Genomic DNA, 19,087 nt, shown 5'->3' with positions numbered 1-19,087 from the left:
TTTAAAAATGCTATAAAAAACTAGGGTTTATTTGACACTACTCTTGTATCTTTAATCTCCCAAGTATCTACTTTCGCAATTTTTGAATTTGAGTAAGTAACTTCTTTTTTGATATTTCCATCAAAAAAAGACCAAACTCCCACTTTATTTCCTTTTTTATATTCAGCTGTAGCTGTTATATCTCCTTTTGTATTATAGCTTGTCCAAGTACCTTCAAGTTTATTATCTGCAGTGTAAAAACCCGTTTGAGCAACAGTTCCATTTTCATGATACAATGTTGCCTTAATTAAATCGCCAACCTGTACATAACTATTCTTTACTTTTTTCATATCACAAGCTTTTGAACAATCTTGTGCTATCATCACATTTGTTGCAAACAATACAGCAACTAAAAGAAACAATTTTTTCATAACCAAGGCATTTAAATTAATAATCACTATACAAACATACAATATATTTTACTATTATGAAACGTTTACATAACATTAAATTAACATTGAGAACATAACTAACTGTCTTAATGGCTTTTATGTTTTAAATTACAACAATGTGCTTTTTTAACGATTTGATAATATTGAGGTTACTTAAACGGTACATACATACCTGTTATTTGTATTGTCTTATGACAACAACGTATGAAAATCGTTTAGTTTTTGTCGACTAGGTTTTAACGTTGAGGCTACCCATTGGGTAGCCTTTTTTTATGTTTCTTGATCAAATAAGAAAACATATCCTTAATCTTAGGTTAACATTTGATTGACAAACATTGTAGAATTTTGCCACCGACAAAAACTAAAAAATATTTTCATAATGAAATTAAGTTCTCTGCTATTTGCAGCATTGCTTCTCTTTTGTTTTTCTACAAATGCTCAAAACATTAGTGACAGCAAATTTGGAAAAGGTTTAATAAATTTTGTAGCAAAAGACAGTTCTTTTAGCGTAAAATTTGCGCCTCGTATTCAAGGCAGATTCAACACAGTATGGGATCATGACGACGAGCAGTATGGAAAACCAGAACAAGATTTTTCAATACGTAGAGCTCGTCTAAAGTTTAGTGGTTTTGCATACAATCCTCAATTAAAATATAAAATTGAAATAGGACTATCTAATAGAGATGTCTCTGGAGCAAATCAATTTAATCGCAATACACCTCGCATTCTTTTAGATGCCGTTATAATGTGGAATTTTTATGAAAACTTTGAACTTTGGGCGGGCCAAACAAAGTTACCTGGAAACGTAGAACGCGTTATATCATCAGCAAACTTGCAATTAATAGACAGATCGTTATTGAATAGTAACTTTAATATTGACCGTGATATAGGCATACAATTACGTCATCATGCAAATCTTGGAGGTGACTTCACTATTAGAGAAAAGATTGCTATCTCTCAAGGGGAAGGAAGAAACATCACACAAGGTAATGAAGGAGGACTACAATATACAGGTCGACTAGAATTTTTGCCCTTCGGAAATTTCAGCTCAAAAGGAGATTATACTCAAGGAGATTTAAAGCGAGAAAAGTTACCAAAGCTTATGGTAGGTCTCACATACGACTATAATAAAGATGCTGTGAAAAACAGAAGTAATTTAGGAAATTACATGTTTCTCGATGACGGTATTTCTTTATATGAAACAGATATTACAACTTTCTTTGCAGATGCAATGTTTAAATATAAAGGACTTGCTTTTATGGGGGAATATGCAAAACGTGACGCAGATGCTCCTATAGCAATAAATGAAGATGGTACAGAAACTGGAGATATTGTAAGAGTAGGTAACTCTATAAATATGCAGTTGAGTTATTTGTTAAAAAACAATATAGAAGTTACAGGCCGTTGCACAACTTTAAATTTTGACGATATTACAGGCAGAGATTCTCAAAATCAATATACCTTAGGAGTTTCAAAATACGTGGTAGGACATAAACTTAAAATACAAGCAGATGTTAGCTACGGTACTAAGGATAGTGATGATGATAATATTATGCTTAGAACTGGATTTGATTTACATTTTTAATAACAATTTGATAACAAATGGACTCAGCAAAATTGAGACATTTGCATCATGATTACACAATTTATTATGGATAACATTTATTTATTAATGTTAGTAGCATTAACAATACTTGCAGTTGCAGATATTGTTGTTGGAGTTAGTAATGACGCAATTAACTTCTTAAACTCAGCGATTGGATCAAAAGCCATATCATTACGAACAATTATGATTGTCGCTAGTTTAGGAATTTTCATTGGGGCTGTCTATTCTAGTGGTATGATGGAAGTCGCACGAAAAGGAATTTTTGTTCCCGCAATGTTTACCTTCGATGAAATTATGATGATTTTTATGGCTGTAATGATTACAGACATATTGTTATTAGATTTCTTTAATACACTTGGACTTCCTACTTCTACAACGGTTTCTATTGTATTTAATCTATTAGGTGCGGCAATCGTAATTTCTTTAATAAAAATTAGTGCAGCTGATGATGTTACAATCGCAGATATAGGCAACTACATTAACACTGAGAAAGCCATTGAGATTATAAGTGGTATACTAATGTCTGTCGTTATTGCCTTTACTGTAGGGGCAATTGTTCAATGGATTTCCCGTAGAATTTTTACGTTCCATTATGAAAAGAAAATGAAGAATTTTGGCGCTCTATTTGGAGGTTTAGCCTTATCTGCTATCGTTTATTTTATATTTATGAAAGGACTTAAAGGGTCTCCGTTTTATAAGGAACTACAAGGCTTTCTTGAAGGAAATGAGTATGTTATAATGGTAGTAGGGTTTGTGTTTTTCACCCTTTTCTCATATGCATTTCAAAAATTAACTAAAAAAAGTATTTTACTTGTAGTAATCGCAGTAGGGACTTTTGGATTAGCTCTTGCATTTTCTGGTAATGATTTGGTAAACTTTATTGGTGTTCCTATGGCTGCATACCACTCATATGAAGCTTGGTCAATATCTGGAGTAGCTGCAACAGATTTCTCTATGGAAATCTTAGAAAAGAAAATGCCAGCAGAGCCGTTCCTACTATTTATAGCAGGAGGAATTATGGTTGCAACATTATGGTTTTCTAAAAAAGCAAAAACAGTAGCCGAAACTGAACTAAGCCTATCACGTCAAGGAAATACTCATGAAAAATTTGAACCTAATATGCTTTCTAGGGGAATTGTAAGAGGATCAACATTACTTTCAAGTGCTATAGGCGTTATAGTCCCAAAAACTATGCAAGAGAGAATCAATGCTAGTTTTCAAAAGCCTGAGGATAAACTTCTTACAAAAGACCAGAGTATTGACGCTCCTGCTTTTGATATGATTAGAGCATCAGTAAATTTAATGGTAGCTGGAGTTTTAATATCTGTCGCAACCTCAATGAAATTACCATTATCAACAACATATGTAACCTTTATGGTAGCTATGGGAACGTCTCTTGCAGATAGAGCTTGGGGTAGAGAAAGTGCTGTATACCGTGTAGCAGGTGTTCTTAATGTTATTGGGGGATGGTTTTTCACTGCATTTGGCGCATTAATAGCAGCTGGTACAGTTGTATTTTTAATTAGTTGGAATAAAGCAGTGATGGTACCTATTCTATTGTTAATTACAGCAATTTTATTAGTAAGAAATTATTTGTCTCACAAGAAGAAAAATACAACTTCAATCGACCCTAAAACGTTGAAAAAGTCTGAAAGTAGTACTGTTCAAGGGATTATTACTGAAAGCGCTGATAACATTTCAAACGTAGTTTCTAGAACTAATAAAATATACTCAGATGTTCTTAAGGGCCTTGCTAAAGAAGACAGCTCTAAGCTAAAGAAAAGTAAAAAAGGGGTTGACAAGTTAGAAGCAGAAATTGAAGATTTAAGAGACAATATTTTCTACTTAATTAAAAATCTTGACGACACAAGCGTACGTGGTAGTAATTTCTATATCACCATTTTAGGTCATTTAACAGATATGGCGCAATCACTTGATTTTATTACAAAAAAGAGTTACAAGCACGTAAATAACAATCACAAAAAATTACGTTTTAGCCAGATAAAAGATCTTCAGGAAATGGACCAAGAGCTAACTTCTGTACTTACCGAAATTGCTAACGTATTTGATAGCGGTAAATTTGAAAGAATAAGTTACGTTCTTTCACGCAAACAAGAAATATTAGGAAAAATTAATGATAAAATCCAAAAACAAATAGAGAGAACTCGCACAGAAGAGTCTAGCCCAAAAAACACAAGTCTTTACTTCAATATATTATTAGAGACGAAAGATCTTGTAAATGGAATTATGAATCTAATGGACGAATATTATTCAAGTTATCAAAAACAATAATTTTTAAATATAATATCTAAAAATCATAAAGCACCTTTCTCCATATTGAAAGGTGCTTTTTTTCTTCGGAAATGTGACTTCTGTTATTTTTTCTTCAGAAATTTGCTAACTTTATTTTCAACTAAACAAACCATCATTATGAAATATACATATCTAATAGCTTTGTTGTTATTCATTTCCGAAGGCATGATCGCACAACAACTTACAGGCGAACAACTACTTGATAAAGCTATTGCATATCACGACCCCCACAATAATTGGGATACATTTAAAGGCACACTTAATGTTACCATGGAAACCCCAGGAGGCTCGCCAAGAGTTAGTATTATTGATATTGATCTTTCTAATGAGTATTTTAAAGTTGTTGCTACTCGAGACTCTATACAAACAATGCATAGCATTAAAAAAGGAAAATGCACTACAAGTATTACAGATTCTATTAGCGAACCACAACGCAGAACTCCTTGTGAAACTGCTGGCTTTTTAAAAAATTACTATACTTATCTATATGGGCTCCCTATGAAACTAAAGGATCCTGGCACCCAAATTTTTGAAACTGTAGAAAGAAAAACTTTTAAAGGCAAAGAGTATTTAGTATTAAAGGCAACTTACGATGAAGCTGTGGGGAGCGATGTTTGGTATTTCTATTTTAACCCAAAAACGTACGCAATGGAAACTTACCAGTTTTTTAAAGGCGATCCTAACGCAAAAGGAAAAGATACTGGCGAGTATATACTTTTAAATAAAGAAACTGTCATAAACGATATTAAAATACCCGCAATTAGAGCTTGGTTTTATAATAAAGACGACAAGTATTTAGGGACAGACATTTTAAAAGCTGGTTAATAAATGTCTACAAAAAATTCTTTAAAAGAATTATCATTAGTATTCCTCAAACTAGGTTTTTTTGCATTTGGTGGACCTGCGGCACATATTGCTATGATGGAAGATGAAGTGGTGACTAAACGCAAGTGGATGACGCGACAGCATTTTCTAGACCTTGTAGGCGCTACAAATCTAATTCCAGGTCCAAACTCTACCGAGATGACCATGCATTGCGGTCACGAACGCGCAGGCGTAAAAGGCCTTTTTGTTGCAGGGTTTTCGTTTGTATTTCCAGCTGTAATCATCACACTTATCCTCGCATGGTTGTATACCCAATATGGCGAACTCCCAGAAATCAAACCTTTTGTTGCTGGAATTCAACCAGCAGTTTTAGTGATTATAGCTTCGGCAATATTTAAACTAGGAAAAAAGGCACTTAAAAATTGGGAGTTAGCAATCATTGGTTTGCTTGTCCTTGCGGCTAGCCTATATGGTGTCAACGAGATTTTTGCACTTCTCGCAGGTGGTCTTTTAGGGATGTTATATTTTTTTCTGAAAAGCAAAGTAATCAATACATCCGTAAATAATATTTCTCCTTTTCTTCTATTTTTATTTTCTACAGAAGTTGCAACTAAGCTTACTTCATTAAATATTTTTTGGACGTTTTTAAAAGTAGGTAGTATTCTCTACGGTAGCGGTTACGTCCTCTTTGCTTATCTTGATGCCGAACTTGTCACCACGGGACTACTATCCCGCCCAGCACTTATTGAGGCAATAGGAATAGGACAGTTTACGCCCGGTCCTGTATTATCAACGGCAACATTTATTGGGTATCAATTAGGAGGGTTTTGGGGAGCCATTGGAGCAACACTAGGAATTTTTCTTCCGTCGTTTTTATTTGTTTGGATATTAAATCCTCTAGTACCTATAATGCAAAAATCTAAATTACTTAGAGGGTTTTTAGATAGCGTAAATATTGCTGCGGTTGCGGTGATGATTTCTGTACTTCTAACTATGGCTCGTGAAACACTTGTTGCATGGCCTGCAGTTATTATTGCTATTATTTCTGCAATATTAGTGTTTGGCTTTAAGAAGCTTTCAGTAATTTGGGTTGTAATTGCTGGGGCTATTCTTGGATACTTGTTACAATTTTTGATTTAAAGATTATAGCTTCTTTCATCAGTAAATAAGCTATTATTTAAATAAGTATGGCTTCAAGTTTTCTCAAAAATAAAAAGCATATACCTATAAATTTTATTCGTTATTTATAATTAATAAACTAGGTATTAGATTTGGTTTCTTACCTTTTTTTAAATAAACTAATCACGACCTTAAATACACTTCTTTATCCCCTATTTTATATTAAATATAATTTCTTAATCGCTAATAGATAACCACATGTCTATTTGCTACCTATGAGATAAAAATAACTTGTGAACAATGACTCATTTTTAAAATATTCAAAAAAATCCATGAAAAATTATAATAAATAGTATAGATAATTAAACTTAAAAATGAGTTTTGCTTAACAATAAATCATTTTTAATAATTTGTTTTTCAGCACTTTAAAAAAACATGCTCTAATAGATATCTCACAATTTAAGTGAAATTCAAATCATTATTTTATATCTAAAATTCAAATTTATATACAAATCAATTTTCTCGTTTTGAAAAATTTAGTCAATACTTTTTAACAAAACAGTGTTGATATTTTTCATTTTGACGTGAACTCCTATTCTAATTGAACCCTTAACGTTTTGTTAATAACCATGTTGAGAAACCCCCACAATTATCTTCATTTTGTCTCTAAATTTATGAGATATTTACCTATCATTATAGAACACAATAGCACTCAATATTTATGGAAATTACACACATAAGAAAGCGAGACTTTACTACAAAATCGTTTCACTTAGATAAAATAACAGCGGCTGTATCTAAAGCAATGTCTGTTGGTAACAATGGGTCTAGTGAGGATGCACAAAATGTTGCCATATCTGTTTATAAATCACTTGTCGAAAGAAAGCAAAACGACACTACATACATTCCTACGATTGAACAAGTACAGGATATTGTGGAAACAAAACTTATGGAATGTGGTTTTCCCGAAGTTGCAAAAGCATATATATTATATCGTGACAAAAGAGCACAAGAGCGTAAGACAGATATTTTTGAAAAGCGCATAAGCCTTAAGCCATATGAGTACCCTCAATTATATGAATATGTCCCTGCTATTCGTCATTCATATTGGATCCATACTGAGTTTAATTTTACAAGTGATATCCAAGATTTTAAAACAAGATTAGATACAGTAGAGCGTGGTGCTATAAAAAACACAATGCTAGCCATTTCTCAAATTGAGGTAGCAGTTAAAAATTTCTGGGGTGATTTATATCAAAGAATGCCTAAACCAGAAATAGGTGCTGTAGGGTCTACGTTTGCAGAAAGTGAAGTACGTCATGCAGACGCATATTCTCACCTTTTAGAAATTTTAGGTTTAAATAAAGAATTTAAAGAGCTTAAGAAGAAACCTGTAATCATGAAGCGTGTGCAATATTTAGAAACTGCACTACGTAATTCTAAGAGTGATGACAATAAAGAGTATGCTGAGTCAGTATTGTTATTTTCTTTATTCATAGAGCATGTATCATTATTCTCACAATTCTTGATTATCATGGCTTTTAACAAGCACAAGAATATGTTAAAGGGTATTTCTAACGTGGTAGAGGCAACCTCTAAAGAAGAGCAAATTCACGGTGATTTTGGCATCGAACTTATAATGATATTAAAGAATGAACATCCAGAGTGGTTTACACCTGAATATCATGAAAACATTAAACAATTATGCAGAGACGCGTTTGATGCAGAGGTTGATTTAGTAGATTGGATTTTTGAAGAAGGAGAGTTAGATTTTTTACCTAAAAATGTAATTAATGAATTTCTTAAAAATCGTTTTAACAAATCACTAGAAAGCATAGGTGTTGAAAAAGTCTTCGAAGTAGATGAAACACTTGTAAGAGAAACCGAATGGTTTGATGATGAAATAATAGGAACCAAACATGGCGACTTCTTCGTAAAACGATCTGTAAATTATAGTAAAAGAACACAAAGTATAACTAGCGACGACCTTTTTTAAAATGATTCAACAAGAAAATAATACCTCACAAGAAGTTAAGAAAACTTCAAAAAACACAAATAGTTTAATTGCCGCTAGAAAAGAAGCGATTTCAAATGCCGAATCTAAAAACGAAAGTTTTAAATGGCTTAATGAAAACAGCCGTAATTTTTTGAAAGCTGGATACCTTACAGAAGGTGTTGGCCCAGAGCAACGCATTAGAGAGATTGCTGAAAGAGCAGAAGATATATTAGGAATGCCTGGATATGCAGATAAGTTTTATGGCTACATGTCTGAAGGTTATTACTCATTAGCATCTCCTGTTTGGTCTAACTTTGGAAAAAAGAGAGGCTTACCTATTAGCTGTTTTGGATCACATATTGATGATGACATAGGTAACATTCTTTACACACAATCTGAAGTAGGAATGATGTCTAAATTAGGCGGTGGAACATCTGGCTTTTTTGGAAAAATACGTCCTCGTGGAGCCGCTATCAAAAACAATGGTGAAGCATCTGGTGCAGTACATATTATGCGACTGTTTGAATCTATGGTAGATGTTGTAAGTCAAGGATCTGTACGTCGTGGTCGTTTTTCTCCATATTTACCTATAGATCATGCAGATATTAAAGAATTTTTAGAAATAGGAAGTGAAGGAAACCCTATTCAAGAACTTACTCATGGTGTAACTGTGACTAATGAGTGGATGGAAGAAATGATTGCTGGCGATGTAGAAAAAAGAACAACATGGGCAAAAGTATTACAAAGCCGTGGTGAGATGGGCTACCCGTATATCTTTTTCACAGACAATGCAAATAATAATGCCGCAGACGTTTATAAAGACAAAGGACATAAAATACACGCAAGTAACTTATGTACAGAGATAATGCTACCGTCAGATCATAATTGGTCTTTTGTGTGTGTCCTTTCTAGCATCAATGTATTGCATTACGATAAGTGGAAAAACACAGATGCCGTTGAGACAATGGTATATTTCTTAGATGCTGTTATTACAGAATTTTTAGAAAAATTAGAATCGTATAAAAATTCAGAAGACAGAGAAGATCGTCAAACATTTCTGTTCATGGAGCGTGCTTATAATTTTGCAAAAGAAAATAGAGCATTAGGCCTTGGAGTTCTAGGATGGCATTCATTATTACAATCTAAAAAACACGCCTTTAATAGTAAAGAAGCGTTTGATTTAAACAGCGAAATCTTTAGAGAAATCAAAGAACGTTCTTATAAAGCCTCAGAAGAATTAGCAGATGTTTTTGGTGAGCCAGAAGTGTTAAAAGGATATGGAAGAAGAAATACAACATTAAACGCTGTTGCTCCTACCACCTCATCTGCATTTATTTTAGGGCAGGTTTCTCAAGGGATTGAGCCTATCTGGTCTAATATTTATGTAAAGGATATTGCAAAAATTAAAACCACCATTAAAAACCCATTTTTAGTAGAATTACTACAAGAAAAAGGTATGGACACAAGAGAAGTTTGGTTAGACATTCGCGATAGAGATGGATCAGTACAACATCTTGATTTCTTAACAGAAAATGAAAAAGATGTATTTAAAACATATTCAGAAATAGACCAGTTAGATATTGTATACCAAGCTGCTAACCGCCAAAATCATATTGACCAAGGGCAATCTGTAAATATAATTGTACACCCAGACACCCCTACTAAAGAGATAAACAAAATTCATATTACTGCTTGGAAACTAGGGTTAAAATCCCTTTACTACCAGCACAGTATGAACGCAGCACAAAAATTTAAGCAAAAGAAAGACTGTGCATCTTGTGAAGCATAAGCTTTATTATATTTAAGCTAAATGGCTCTTATTAACGATACATGTTAAGAAGAGCCATTTTTTTATTTATATAATAATATCTATTCGGAGCACAAAGGGTTGTTCAAACACACAAGGTAGTTTCCCGCTTTCCGCTACAACGCCTCATTCTCGCTATCGCTTCATTACGGGGTTTTCACTTCAATCGGGGCTAGAGAGACAAGTCTGTAATCTATACAGAAATTACATAAGCTGCTTCTCAGCAATTTTCTCAAGCTCAGCGTACCAATGTTTACCAAATTTTCGAATTAACGCATCTTTTACAAATTTATACACGGGAACTTTAAGTTCATTCCCTAGCGTGCAAGCATCATTACAAATAGGCCATTTATGATAATTTACCGCAGCAAACTCACTATAATCCTGAACACGAACTGGGTATAAATGACATGATATAGGTTTTTTAAACTCAACCTCACCAGCATTGTAGGCATCCTCAATACCGCAACCAGCGGTTCCGTTTTCTGAGAAAGTAACATAAGCACATTCAGCACCATTTACTAACGGTGTTTCAAGCTCGTCAAGATCACTTACAATATGAGTGCCTTGCGCCTCAATTGCAGCAATTCCTTCGGGACGTAAAAAAGGTTTTACTTTTGGATAGATATCTTTTAAGATAGTTACCTCATCTTTAGTAACAGGTGCCCCCGCTTCTCCAGCAACACAGCACTCCCCTTTACAAGCTCCTAAATTACAGACAAAATCTTTTTCGATTAAATCCTCGCTAACAATTGTTTTTCCTAGTTGAAACATAAATGCAAAACTACAATTTTTGAAACTGAAATCGAAATCAAAAATTAAAGCAAGGAGTTAAATTTACAATCAAAAAAACAAGAATAAACAACTAGAGTTTTATACAAATAAGCATTCAAAAAATCATTAATTTTGCAGCTGTAACAAAACATTTAAAAACCCGTGTTGACGGAAGACAATGAATTTCAATCTTAAGGAAATCGCCACAGCTACAATGGTGCTATTTGCAGTTATAGATATTATAGGAAGTATTCCTATAATTATATCATTGAAAGAAAAATCTGGCACAATAAAAAGCGGGCGAGCTTCTATTATTGCTGCTATTGTCCTCATCGTGTTTCTATTTGTAGGTGAAAAAATTCTAGGATTAATTGGAATTAACGTCTATGAATTTGCAGTAGCAGGTGCTTTTATTTTATTCTTTATTGCTATTGAAATGATTTTAGGAATTAAGCTTTTTAAGCAAAACGAAGAGAGTTTAGGAACTGCAACGGTATTTCCTATTGCATTCCCCATTGTTGCTGGGCCGGGGAGTTTAACGTCTTTACTGTCTTTACGTGCAGAATTTTCCTTAGAAAATATTATAGTAGCTATTATTGTTAATGTTGTTATTGTATTTATAGTGTTGAGGACTTCTGGAAAGCTACAAAAGTTTTTGGGTAAGAATGGAATTCAGATAATCGAAAAAGTTTTCGGAGTAATTTTGCTAGCTATCGCTGTAAAATTATTTACCTCAAATATTCAAGAATTATTTAATTAATTGCTGAAATTTTAAAGGGAACAAAAAATAGTTAACTCATTAAAATTTCGGCGAAAGCCTACTCTTTATGAAAATTTTCATCTACATATTACTTCTTCTTTCTGCAGGAATGTTAATTTATAATTTGACTAACATTAATTGGGATGCTCCTTTTGTGGGTGAGAGTACGGTAGCCGCAATTTGCACAATGGCGGCGGCGTGCGTGCTTGTAATGCTTGCTATTTTACTGGTTTCTAGAAAGATTGCTTCGGTTAAAAAATAAGAAACAATTATATTTACCAACGACTTATAATCGTATTATTCTTTGACGGGAGTTTTAACAGGACGTCTTTCTAGTTCTAGAATTTTTTCAATCATTGCGTCGTTTTCGTTTAATATAAATTCAAACGCATTGTTCCCGTAAAGCTGTTGCGCGAGGTTTGCTTTAATTGCTTTCTTCAATGCATCCTTGTAATCTCTAAACATTACAGGACTATCATTGAGGCGTACATATTCTAAAAACTCTTCCACCACAGTATCATCTATTATGTAATCAGCAATAAATTGGGCTTGTGAAATATCCTTAAATTCAATTCTATGGGTGTCTAGATATTCAAAAGCAAAATAACTCATAGTACCATTACGAGAAACATAATTAATTGTTTCGCCTTCCATGCTAGTATCTTTGGGCACAAAAATATCTGGAATAATACCTCCACCTCCATAAACAACTTTGCCTTTAGGGGTTACATAACGTAGAGAATCATTAACCGAAATACTATCTGCGCTTTGCAACTCTCCATTATTATATCGGGTTTCGTAATCATCATAATAGGCTTCTTTGCCTTCGCTATAAGGTTTTTGAATGGAGCGTCCCGTAGGTGTATAATACCGTGCTATAGTCAATCGTACTGCGCTACCATCTCCAAGTGACATTTCGCGCTGCACTAGCCCTTTACCAAAAGAGCGTCTGCCCACAATGGTACCTTTATCATTATCTTGCAAAGCTCCAGCGACAATCTCACTAGCTGATGCAGAATTTTCATTGATTAGAACATAAATTTTTCCATCTTCAAAATCTCCACGACTTGTAGCAAATGATTCTTCTTCTTCACCATTTTTATTTTTAGTAACTAGAATAAGTTTATCATCTTCTAAAAATTCATCTATAATTTCTTCTGCTGCCGAAATGTAACCACCTGGATTACTTCGTAAATCAAGCACCAATCTAGACACACCTTCTTTCTTTAATTCTGATAACGCTTTCTTAAATTCATCTGGAGTAGTCTCTGCAAATCGATTAATTTTTATATACCCTAAATCCTTAGTAAGTGTATATGAAGCATCCACACTTACTAGTGGGACTGTTTTTCTTTTTACATCTACATCCCTAAGTTTCTTTTCTCCACTTCTCTTAATTGTGAGTGCAACTGAGCTATTTTTAACACCTTTTAAATATTCTGAAATACTATCTCTATCAAGATTTTCTCCAAAAACCTGTTTGCCATCAGCATATAAAATTCGATCACCTGGCTTTATTCCTGCTCTGGCTGCTGGACCACCTTCAATGGCTCTAATTACTGCAATGGAATCTTTGTAGACGTAAAACGAAATACCAATACCAGTAAAATTGCCACGCATATCATCTGCTGCAGCCTGATATTCAGACTCAGGAATATAAACAGAGTGTGGATCAAGATTTTCAAGAATCCCGTTAACCGTAACATCAACAATACTATCTGTGTTAACAGCATCTACATATTCATAATCAATATAATCTATAAGCCTGTTGAGTTTTTCCTTTTTAGAATTTTTCGCAAAAACAGCTTCATTAGTACTAAAGTTGAGCTTTGACCCAATGAGGACGCCCATCGCAATTGCAATACCAGTAATTAATGGAATGTATTTGTTATCGAAACTCACACTATGAATTCGAAGTCGAAACCGAAATCGAAGTTTGAAAAGTTATTAAAATTAATTTTTTTGACCCCTTATTATTAATCAAGATCACTTATGTGCTCTACTGTAACGCCTGCTTTTTCTAAAAATTTTACGCCACTATCATCTTTATATCCCTCAAGATATACAACACGGTTTATACCAGACTGGTGGATCAATTTGCTACAGTCTTTACAAGGTGACATGGTTATATATAATGTAGCTCCTTTGCAGGATTGTGTTGAGCTAGCCACCTTTAAAATTGCATTAGCCTCAGCATGCAGCACATACCACTTAGTTTCACCATTTTCGCATTCACAGACATTTTCAAAACCTGTAGGTGTGCCATTGTAGCCGTCACTTATTATCATCTTATCTCTTACAATTAACGCGCCAACTTGTTTGCGCTTGCAATAAGAAAGTTTACTCCACTCACGCGCCATTCGTAAATAGGCAACGTCATATTTGTGCTGTTTTTCTTGCTTCATTATATTGCTATAAGTGGCTAAATTAAAGATACGTTACAGCCTCACAAAGTTATTTTGTTCTTTTCTGAAATTTTTAACTCAAACAACTTCCGAAAATCATGGGTATCGACAGTAAAACAACTACTATCGAAACAACCATAATCCACATTTTACGTGAAATCTTAAAGTGTTCTTGAAATAACCAAGTCAATATTAAGACAACTAAAACAATTATAAGCTGTGCTAATTCTACACCCATTGCAAAGTAAAATAATGATTGTAATGCTTCGGTTTCTTCTATAAGAATCATATTAAAATATCCAGCAAATCCAAAACCGTGAATCAACCCAAAAATCAAAGAGGTAGCAAGTAATAGCCATGGAGTTGAAATTTCGGCTTTGCCTCTTAATGAAAATAGGTTATAAACTCCCGCTAATAAAATGGTGATAGGAATTAAACATTCAATCCATGCACTATTAATTGTAAAAACATTGTAATGAGATAGTAATAATGAAATACTATGCCCTAATGTAAACGCAGTTACTAAAACAAATAATCTACGCCAACTCACAAAGGTAAATGCAGCACTCAATGCTACTAAAAAAAGTAAATGGTCATAGCCTTGCCAATCTAATATATGTTCAAGTCCTAGTTTTAAGTATAGCCAAAAATCTGTCATTTCTTAAATTTAATGTTGGTATAAAGATAATCTGAAACTTAATATTATGTACCTTTAAATTTGTTCAATACATTAAAATTTAAGCTATCAAGAAAGACGACCAGCATATTAGAGAAATAAACAATGTAGCAAAAGATAAAACTCCTCAAGCTCAACCCAATAATCCTTTACATGGTGTAAAACTGGCTGCTATTGTTGAATTCCTCCATAAGAAATATGGCTGGGAAGAACTGGACCGTCGCATGAAAATGAATTGTTTTGCGGTTAATCCTTCGGTTAAATCTACTCTAAAATTTCTTCGGAAAACAGAATGGGCTAGAGAGAAAATAGAACGGTTGTATTTACGGTCTATTGATTAGTTGTTGTCACTTTTCAGAAAATACTCACAGCGCTTATAAATAATTTTTACTTACTTTTAAAATTTATAAAGCACTCCTCTACAATGTGTTGCAAACTGTAATGCAGTTTTATTAATCTAATTTTATTGTAATTATGGCAAATGAAAGAAAGCTGCCCATTATCCTTATTCCTGGAATTCAAGGAACAAAACTTTATAATGTAAATCTGGACGACTTTAGCACCCACTGGTCTGGAGTTAAGAAATTTTACACTAATATACATAAGCTAAAATTACAACGTGATGGAATTAATGACATAGGCGTAGAAACAATTATTGAGCGTGCAGATGTTGAAAACATGGCATATTCTGAAATTATAAACTACCTAAAATCTAAGGGATATCGTGTGTTTATTTTTGGGTATGATTGGCGAAAATCTAATGTGGATTCTGCTAGAAGTTTAAAAAAATATGTAGAAGTTTTACGTAATAAACTTAATATAGGAGAATTCAATTTTCTTACGCATAGTATGGGTGGACTGGTACTTTCGGCTTATTTAAAAATTCTTGATGATGCCGAAAGAAATAAAATTGTGAGTAAAGCCATCTTTACTGTACCGCCATTTTTAGGAAGTATTGAGGCGAGCTTTAATCTTGTTATTGGAAAATCTAGACTGTTTAATAGCAGTGATGATTTTAGAAAAATAGCAAGAACATTCCCAGCAGTTTATGAGTTACTTCCGGTTTTTGAAGATGCATACAAGTTTGAAAACCCAATTACAGAAGCCAATTATGACCCTTTTAATTTTTATACCTATTGGCAACAAGTAGCAAACGCAGACAGAGAAGACACCATAGATAAACATGAGTTTATGGCATATCGTTTAAGTAAAGTAAGAGAGGTACGAGACCAGAACAATCTCATTTTTGACCTATCAACTTGTAGTCCAGAATTTAGAAAAAAATGTATTGTTGTTTGCGGCGGAAACGAAGACACAAAAAGCCATATTAAAGTACACGACCGCAGAGATCATTTTAAAAACTTTTTTGACTACGAAGCTATCAAAGAAGATGAAGAAGGAGATGGAACTGTACCACATGCGAGTGCTAGTATTTTTAAAGATAGTGTACAAACAATAAGAGTGGGTAAAAAAACATTAGAGAGTTGGGCAGACTCAAGAATGACAGGCCCAGACTGGCATGCATTTTTTCTTAATAATGGACGTGTTCAAAATGTATTACAACGTTTTTTAAAAGGAGACACTCACCGTGAAGACTGGTATAAAAGTGCTGGTGGCAGGATAGAAAAAATTACTTAACTAATAATTATTTTAATAACAATCCATTAATAACTGACCGTTTAATTCAAAATCACTCAAGGGCTGTTGAAGCTCTATTTCTAAAATTTTTTCAAGAGTATCTAATACACTTTGCTGCATTGTCATAGAACCACATAACATTAATACCCCGCCATCTTTGAGTGTTTTAGCTACCATTTTTTGCTGTTGTAAAAGCATGTCTTGCACATAGCACTTATCATTTACTTGTGATAGTACTATATCATAGGTGTTTTGAGTATTAAATGAAGCGTTTATATAGGATGTCCTTATTAATTTACGCTCTACAAATGGACGGTAATAGTCAAACGAATCAACATTACGGCCACCCCAAAGCATGTGAGTAGGAATATTTTTTCTCTCTTGCAACATTCCTAGAAATGGAGTAATTCCAGTTCCATTTCCAATCATAAAAACAGAGGGAGCACTTTTTGGAAAATGGAAATCATCATTTTTCTCAACACTACCGCGAACAATATCTCCATATTTTAAATCACATAAATAACTAGAACAAATACCATGTGGATGCCATTTTACACTCAATAAAATTTCATTTTCAACACGTGCAATTGAATATTTACGAGACACATTACTATCTGGAGGTGTGATGAGTAACAAATCGCCTGACTGAAATTTAATTTTCTTTTTTGGACGCAATCTTAATAAAAATGTATTATCAATATTAAGTTTTGTGCAATCCACAACGCTAAAATCTATGACTTTCAATTGCTTAATAGATCTCTTCGGAAAAGTGACTTGTATGTTTAATCCCATCAATTCATTCCACTCTTTTAACCAACTTTGAAATGCAACATTTGACTGATCATTAATTTTCACCAACGGATGTAATGGTTTAAAACTAAGGTGTTGATGTAATAGCGCATCAACTTGTATAGCAAACTTACAGTAATGAGGATAAAGCAATGAACCAAAACCTACTATTGAAAATTTAATATTATTTAATGGTTGTATACCTTGAAAAGCAGCTGTAAACTTACGTGCATTAGTAGGAGCCTCTCCATCACCATACGTAGCTGTAAACACAATAATATTTGTTGCTTTTTTATACGTAGTATATTCATTTAACGATGATAAAAACACTTTTTTATCTGTTGCAACTAATGCTTTTTGAAATGCTTGTGCAAAGAGAAAAGTATTACCACTCTCTGAACCAACTAAAATTATAAACTCGGATTCATCTTTATTAAATATAGGAATTTGAAGTTTTATGTTTTTTCGTCGTTTGAGTGTCATTGAAAATCCCGAAACTATAAAAAAGAGTATACTCCCACTTGCGATTATCAATACTAGTGACCATAAAATGCTGCCTTGTCCAGTATGTAAATTAAGGCTCAGCTGTGATGCGACTGCTACAAATGGATAAGGAACATCACTCATAATTTCGCCAGTAAATTGATGTACTAGCACTTCCTTATTCTTAAGCGCAACTATAAAATAATCCTCTTCATCTTCTGAGAAAGGAAAAGTAAGTTTCTTTAAGTCATTTAAAGGGCTTCTAAAAACATCAAATTCACTAAGTGGTTTTTCTAGTTCCGTTTCCGAAGGTATCGCACTCCAGTCATGAGTAGTAGAACTTGAAGGAAGCAGCGAAAATTTTTCGGCTGAAAGATACACACCCGTCGCGGCGATTATAACAATTGGGATTAGTAACCATCGCCCTAAAATAATATGATAGCGTTGTGCAAAATTTGTTTCTTTAATGCGGCTATATAATTTTAAAAAACCTCCTTGTCTTTTTGCTAATAACAAAATACCCGTTAGCGAAATCAAACACAGTAATAAAGAAACAAGTCCTATAAAAAAACGCCCAATTCCCTTTAAAAAAAGGGATCTATGTACATTTGTTACCCAATTAAAAAAAGCTGTTTTTGCTTTAACTTCGCCTAGTTTTCTTCCTGTTATTGGGTGTACATATATAGATTCGGTTTCGCCATTTTGAGTAACGACAGAGGCTATCACAAAATCGTCTGCTGTAAGTTCAAATTCTAAAACCTCAGTATATTCTTGCTGTAAAGCCTCAATTGTTTTTGAAACAGAAATCTCATTTAAATTTGCTACAGCATAAGGCTGAACAGATTGCGATATAGGCTCAAAAGCTAAAATGACACCTGTAAAAGAGGCTATTATAAGAAATAGTGCTGACGAAACTGCTAGGGCTAAGTGACTATATCGCCATATTGAAAGTGTCATAAAAAATTTATTTATTTAGGTATTAATCTTACGTACCTAATAAAGCCCTTGCCTTCTTTTTTAGATTTTAGATTAGCTGTTGTAAGTTCAAATTCTACATCATCTTTATGATAAGCTTGGTCCTCAACCGATGTTTCAAAACGCAAACTATATCCCGCATCAATTTTATCCATAGGCACTTGCAAAACAGTTACTTTTCGTTCACCACCACTAATTGTAGCACCACTAATGGCATCAATTTCTGGACGGTATTTACCGTAGAACTTCCACCATTCTGGAATTTCACTATACCACTCACTATCTTTTCCCTGTACATAAAGAGTTTCTTCGTAGTCTCCTGATGAATTTAACAACGAAACTATAACATACGCTCCTTCGCCTGTATAATTTGTCATTTGTATCATACATTTTACAGCTTTCTTTTCATTAACGGTAAATGCTGTGAGTACAAACCCTACAAAAAAAAGGACCGGAATTATTTTAAAAAGTGTTTTCATACATTTAATTT

General features: G+C 33.5%; 17 protein-coding genes. 10 read left to right on the top strand and 7 right to left on the bottom strand.

Annotation, left to right across the window (positions count from 1 at the left end):
• Nucleotides 1–20: 20 nt before the first annotated feature.
• Nucleotides 21–410 carry a toxin-antitoxin system YwqK family antitoxin gene (locus GB234_RS03215; protein ID WP_151893074.1) on the bottom strand — a complete coding sequence of 130 codons (390 nt, stop codon included), beginning with the start codon at nt 408–410 and terminating at the stop codon, nt 21–23.
• Between the two features lie 400 nt (nt 411–810).
• Between GB234_RS03215 and GB234_RS03210 the strand changes: the two genes are divergently transcribed.
• The 6 genes from GB234_RS03210 to GB234_RS03185 all read left to right on the top strand — a co-directional run bounded on the left by GB234_RS03210 (nt 811) and on the right by GB234_RS03185 (nt 10,079).
• Entirely contained in the window at nt 811–2,016 is a 1,206-nt protein-coding gene (locus GB234_RS03210; RefSeq protein ID WP_151893073.1) for a porin, read from the top strand.
• A 66-nt stretch (nt 2,017–2,082) separates the two neighbouring features.
• The gene (locus GB234_RS03205; protein ID WP_151893072.1) at nt 2,083–4,329 is read left to right on the top strand and encodes an inorganic phosphate transporter; all 2,247 of its coding nucleotides are present in this window, start codon (nt 2,083–2,085) and stop codon (nt 4,327–4,329) included.
• A 138-nt stretch (nt 4,330–4,467) separates the two neighbouring features.
• Nucleotides 4,468–5,175, top strand: a complete 708-nt coding sequence (locus tag GB234_RS03200; RefSeq protein WP_151893071.1) for a DUF6503 family protein — start codon at nt 4,468–4,470, stop codon at nt 5,173–5,175.
• Between the two features lie 3 nt (nt 5,176–5,178).
• The gene (gene chrA / locus GB234_RS03195; RefSeq protein ID WP_151893070.1) at nt 5,179–6,315 is read left to right on the top strand and encodes a chromate efflux transporter; all 1,137 of its coding nucleotides are present in this window, start codon (nt 5,179–5,181) and stop codon (nt 6,313–6,315) included.
• A gap of 700 nt (nt 6,316–7,015) precedes the next feature.
• Complete coding sequence (locus GB234_RS03190) at nt 7,016–8,290, top strand: ribonucleotide-diphosphate reductase subunit beta (protein WP_151893069.1); 1,275 nt, start codon at nt 7,016–7,018, stop codon at nt 8,288–8,290.
• 1 nt (nt 8,291) lies between these two features.
• The gene (locus GB234_RS03185; RefSeq protein WP_151893068.1) at nt 8,292–10,079 is read left to right on the top strand and encodes a ribonucleoside-diphosphate reductase subunit alpha; all 1,788 of its coding nucleotides are present in this window, start codon (nt 8,292–8,294) and stop codon (nt 10,077–10,079) included.
• Between the two features lie 222 nt (nt 10,080–10,301).
• On the opposite strand, the gene GB234_RS03180 is transcribed toward GB234_RS03185, so the two are convergent.
• Nucleotides 10,302–10,871: a DUF3109 family protein gene (locus GB234_RS03180; protein ID WP_151893067.1), complete on the bottom strand. Its 570-nt coding sequence runs from the start codon at nt 10,869–10,871 to the stop codon at nt 10,302–10,304.
• A gap of 178 nt (nt 10,872–11,049) precedes the next feature.
• Here GB234_RS03180 and GB234_RS03175 point away from each other — a divergent pair, with 178 nt between their 5' ends.
• A complete protein-coding gene (locus GB234_RS03175; RefSeq protein ID WP_151893066.1) occupies nt 11,050–11,631 on the top strand; it encodes a MarC family protein in 582 nt (193 codons plus the stop codon).
• 67 nt (nt 11,632–11,698) lie between these two features.
• Nucleotides 11,699–11,893, top strand: coding sequence for a hypothetical protein (locus GB234_RS03170; RefSeq protein WP_151893065.1), 195 nt, complete (start codon nt 11,699–11,701; stop codon nt 11,891–11,893).
• Nucleotides 11,894–11,928: 35 nt separating this feature from the next.
• On the opposite strand, the gene GB234_RS03165 is transcribed toward GB234_RS03170, so the two are convergent.
• The 3 genes from GB234_RS03165 to GB234_RS03155 all read right to left on the bottom strand — a co-directional run bounded on the left by GB234_RS03165 (nt 11,929) and on the right by GB234_RS03155 (nt 14,694).
• The gene (locus GB234_RS03165) at nt 11,929–13,482 is read right to left on the bottom strand and encodes a S41 family peptidase (protein WP_151893738.1); all 1,554 of its coding nucleotides are present in this window, start codon (nt 13,480–13,482) and stop codon (nt 11,929–11,931) included.
• Nucleotides 13,483–13,607: 125 nt separating this feature from the next.
• On the bottom strand, nt 13,608–14,036 hold the full coding sequence (locus GB234_RS03160; RefSeq protein WP_151893064.1) for a deoxycytidylate deaminase: 429 nt from the start codon (nt 14,034–14,036) through the stop codon (nt 13,608–13,610).
• 73 nt (nt 14,037–14,109) lie between these two features.
• A complete protein-coding gene (locus tag GB234_RS03155) occupies nt 14,110–14,694 on the bottom strand; it encodes a HupE/UreJ family protein (RefSeq protein ID WP_151893063.1) in 585 nt (194 codons plus the stop codon).
• An 86-nt stretch (nt 14,695–14,780) separates the two neighbouring features.
• Here GB234_RS03155 and GB234_RS03150 point away from each other — a divergent pair, with 86 nt between their 5' ends.
• Together GB234_RS03150 and GB234_RS03145 are read left to right on the top strand one after the other, a co-directional pair.
• On the top strand, nt 14,781–15,053 hold the full coding sequence (locus tag GB234_RS03150) for a VF530 family protein (RefSeq protein ID WP_308645057.1): 273 nt from the start codon (nt 14,781–14,783) through the stop codon (nt 15,051–15,053).
• A 133-nt stretch (nt 15,054–15,186) separates the two neighbouring features.
• Entirely contained in the window at nt 15,187–16,350 is a 1,164-nt protein-coding gene (locus GB234_RS03145; RefSeq protein WP_151893062.1) for a lipase/acyltransferase domain-containing protein, read from the top strand.
• A gap of 12 nt (nt 16,351–16,362) precedes the next feature.
• Here the strand turns inward: GB234_RS03145 and GB234_RS03140 are convergent, their stop codons facing one another.
• Both GB234_RS03140 and GB234_RS03135 read right to left on the bottom strand, forming a co-directional pair.
• On the bottom strand, nt 16,363–18,579 hold the full coding sequence (locus GB234_RS03140) for a PepSY domain-containing protein (RefSeq protein ID WP_151893061.1): 2,217 nt from the start codon (nt 18,577–18,579) through the stop codon (nt 16,363–16,365).
• An 11-nt stretch (nt 18,580–18,590) separates the two neighbouring features.
• The gene (locus tag GB234_RS03135) at nt 18,591–19,076 is read right to left on the bottom strand and encodes a DUF2271 domain-containing protein (protein ID WP_151893060.1); all 486 of its coding nucleotides are present in this window, start codon (nt 19,074–19,076) and stop codon (nt 18,591–18,593) included.
• Nucleotides 19,077–19,087 lie beyond the last annotated feature (11 nt).

This window comes from Patiriisocius marinistellae (genome assembly GCF_009014635.1).
Taxonomy (GTDB): Bacteria; Bacteroidota; Bacteroidia; order Flavobacteriales; family Flavobacteriaceae; genus Patiriisocius; species Patiriisocius marinistellae.
The sequence above is the reverse complement of the archived record's forward strand: the minus strand, read 5'-3'. Positions and strand labels throughout refer to the sequence as shown.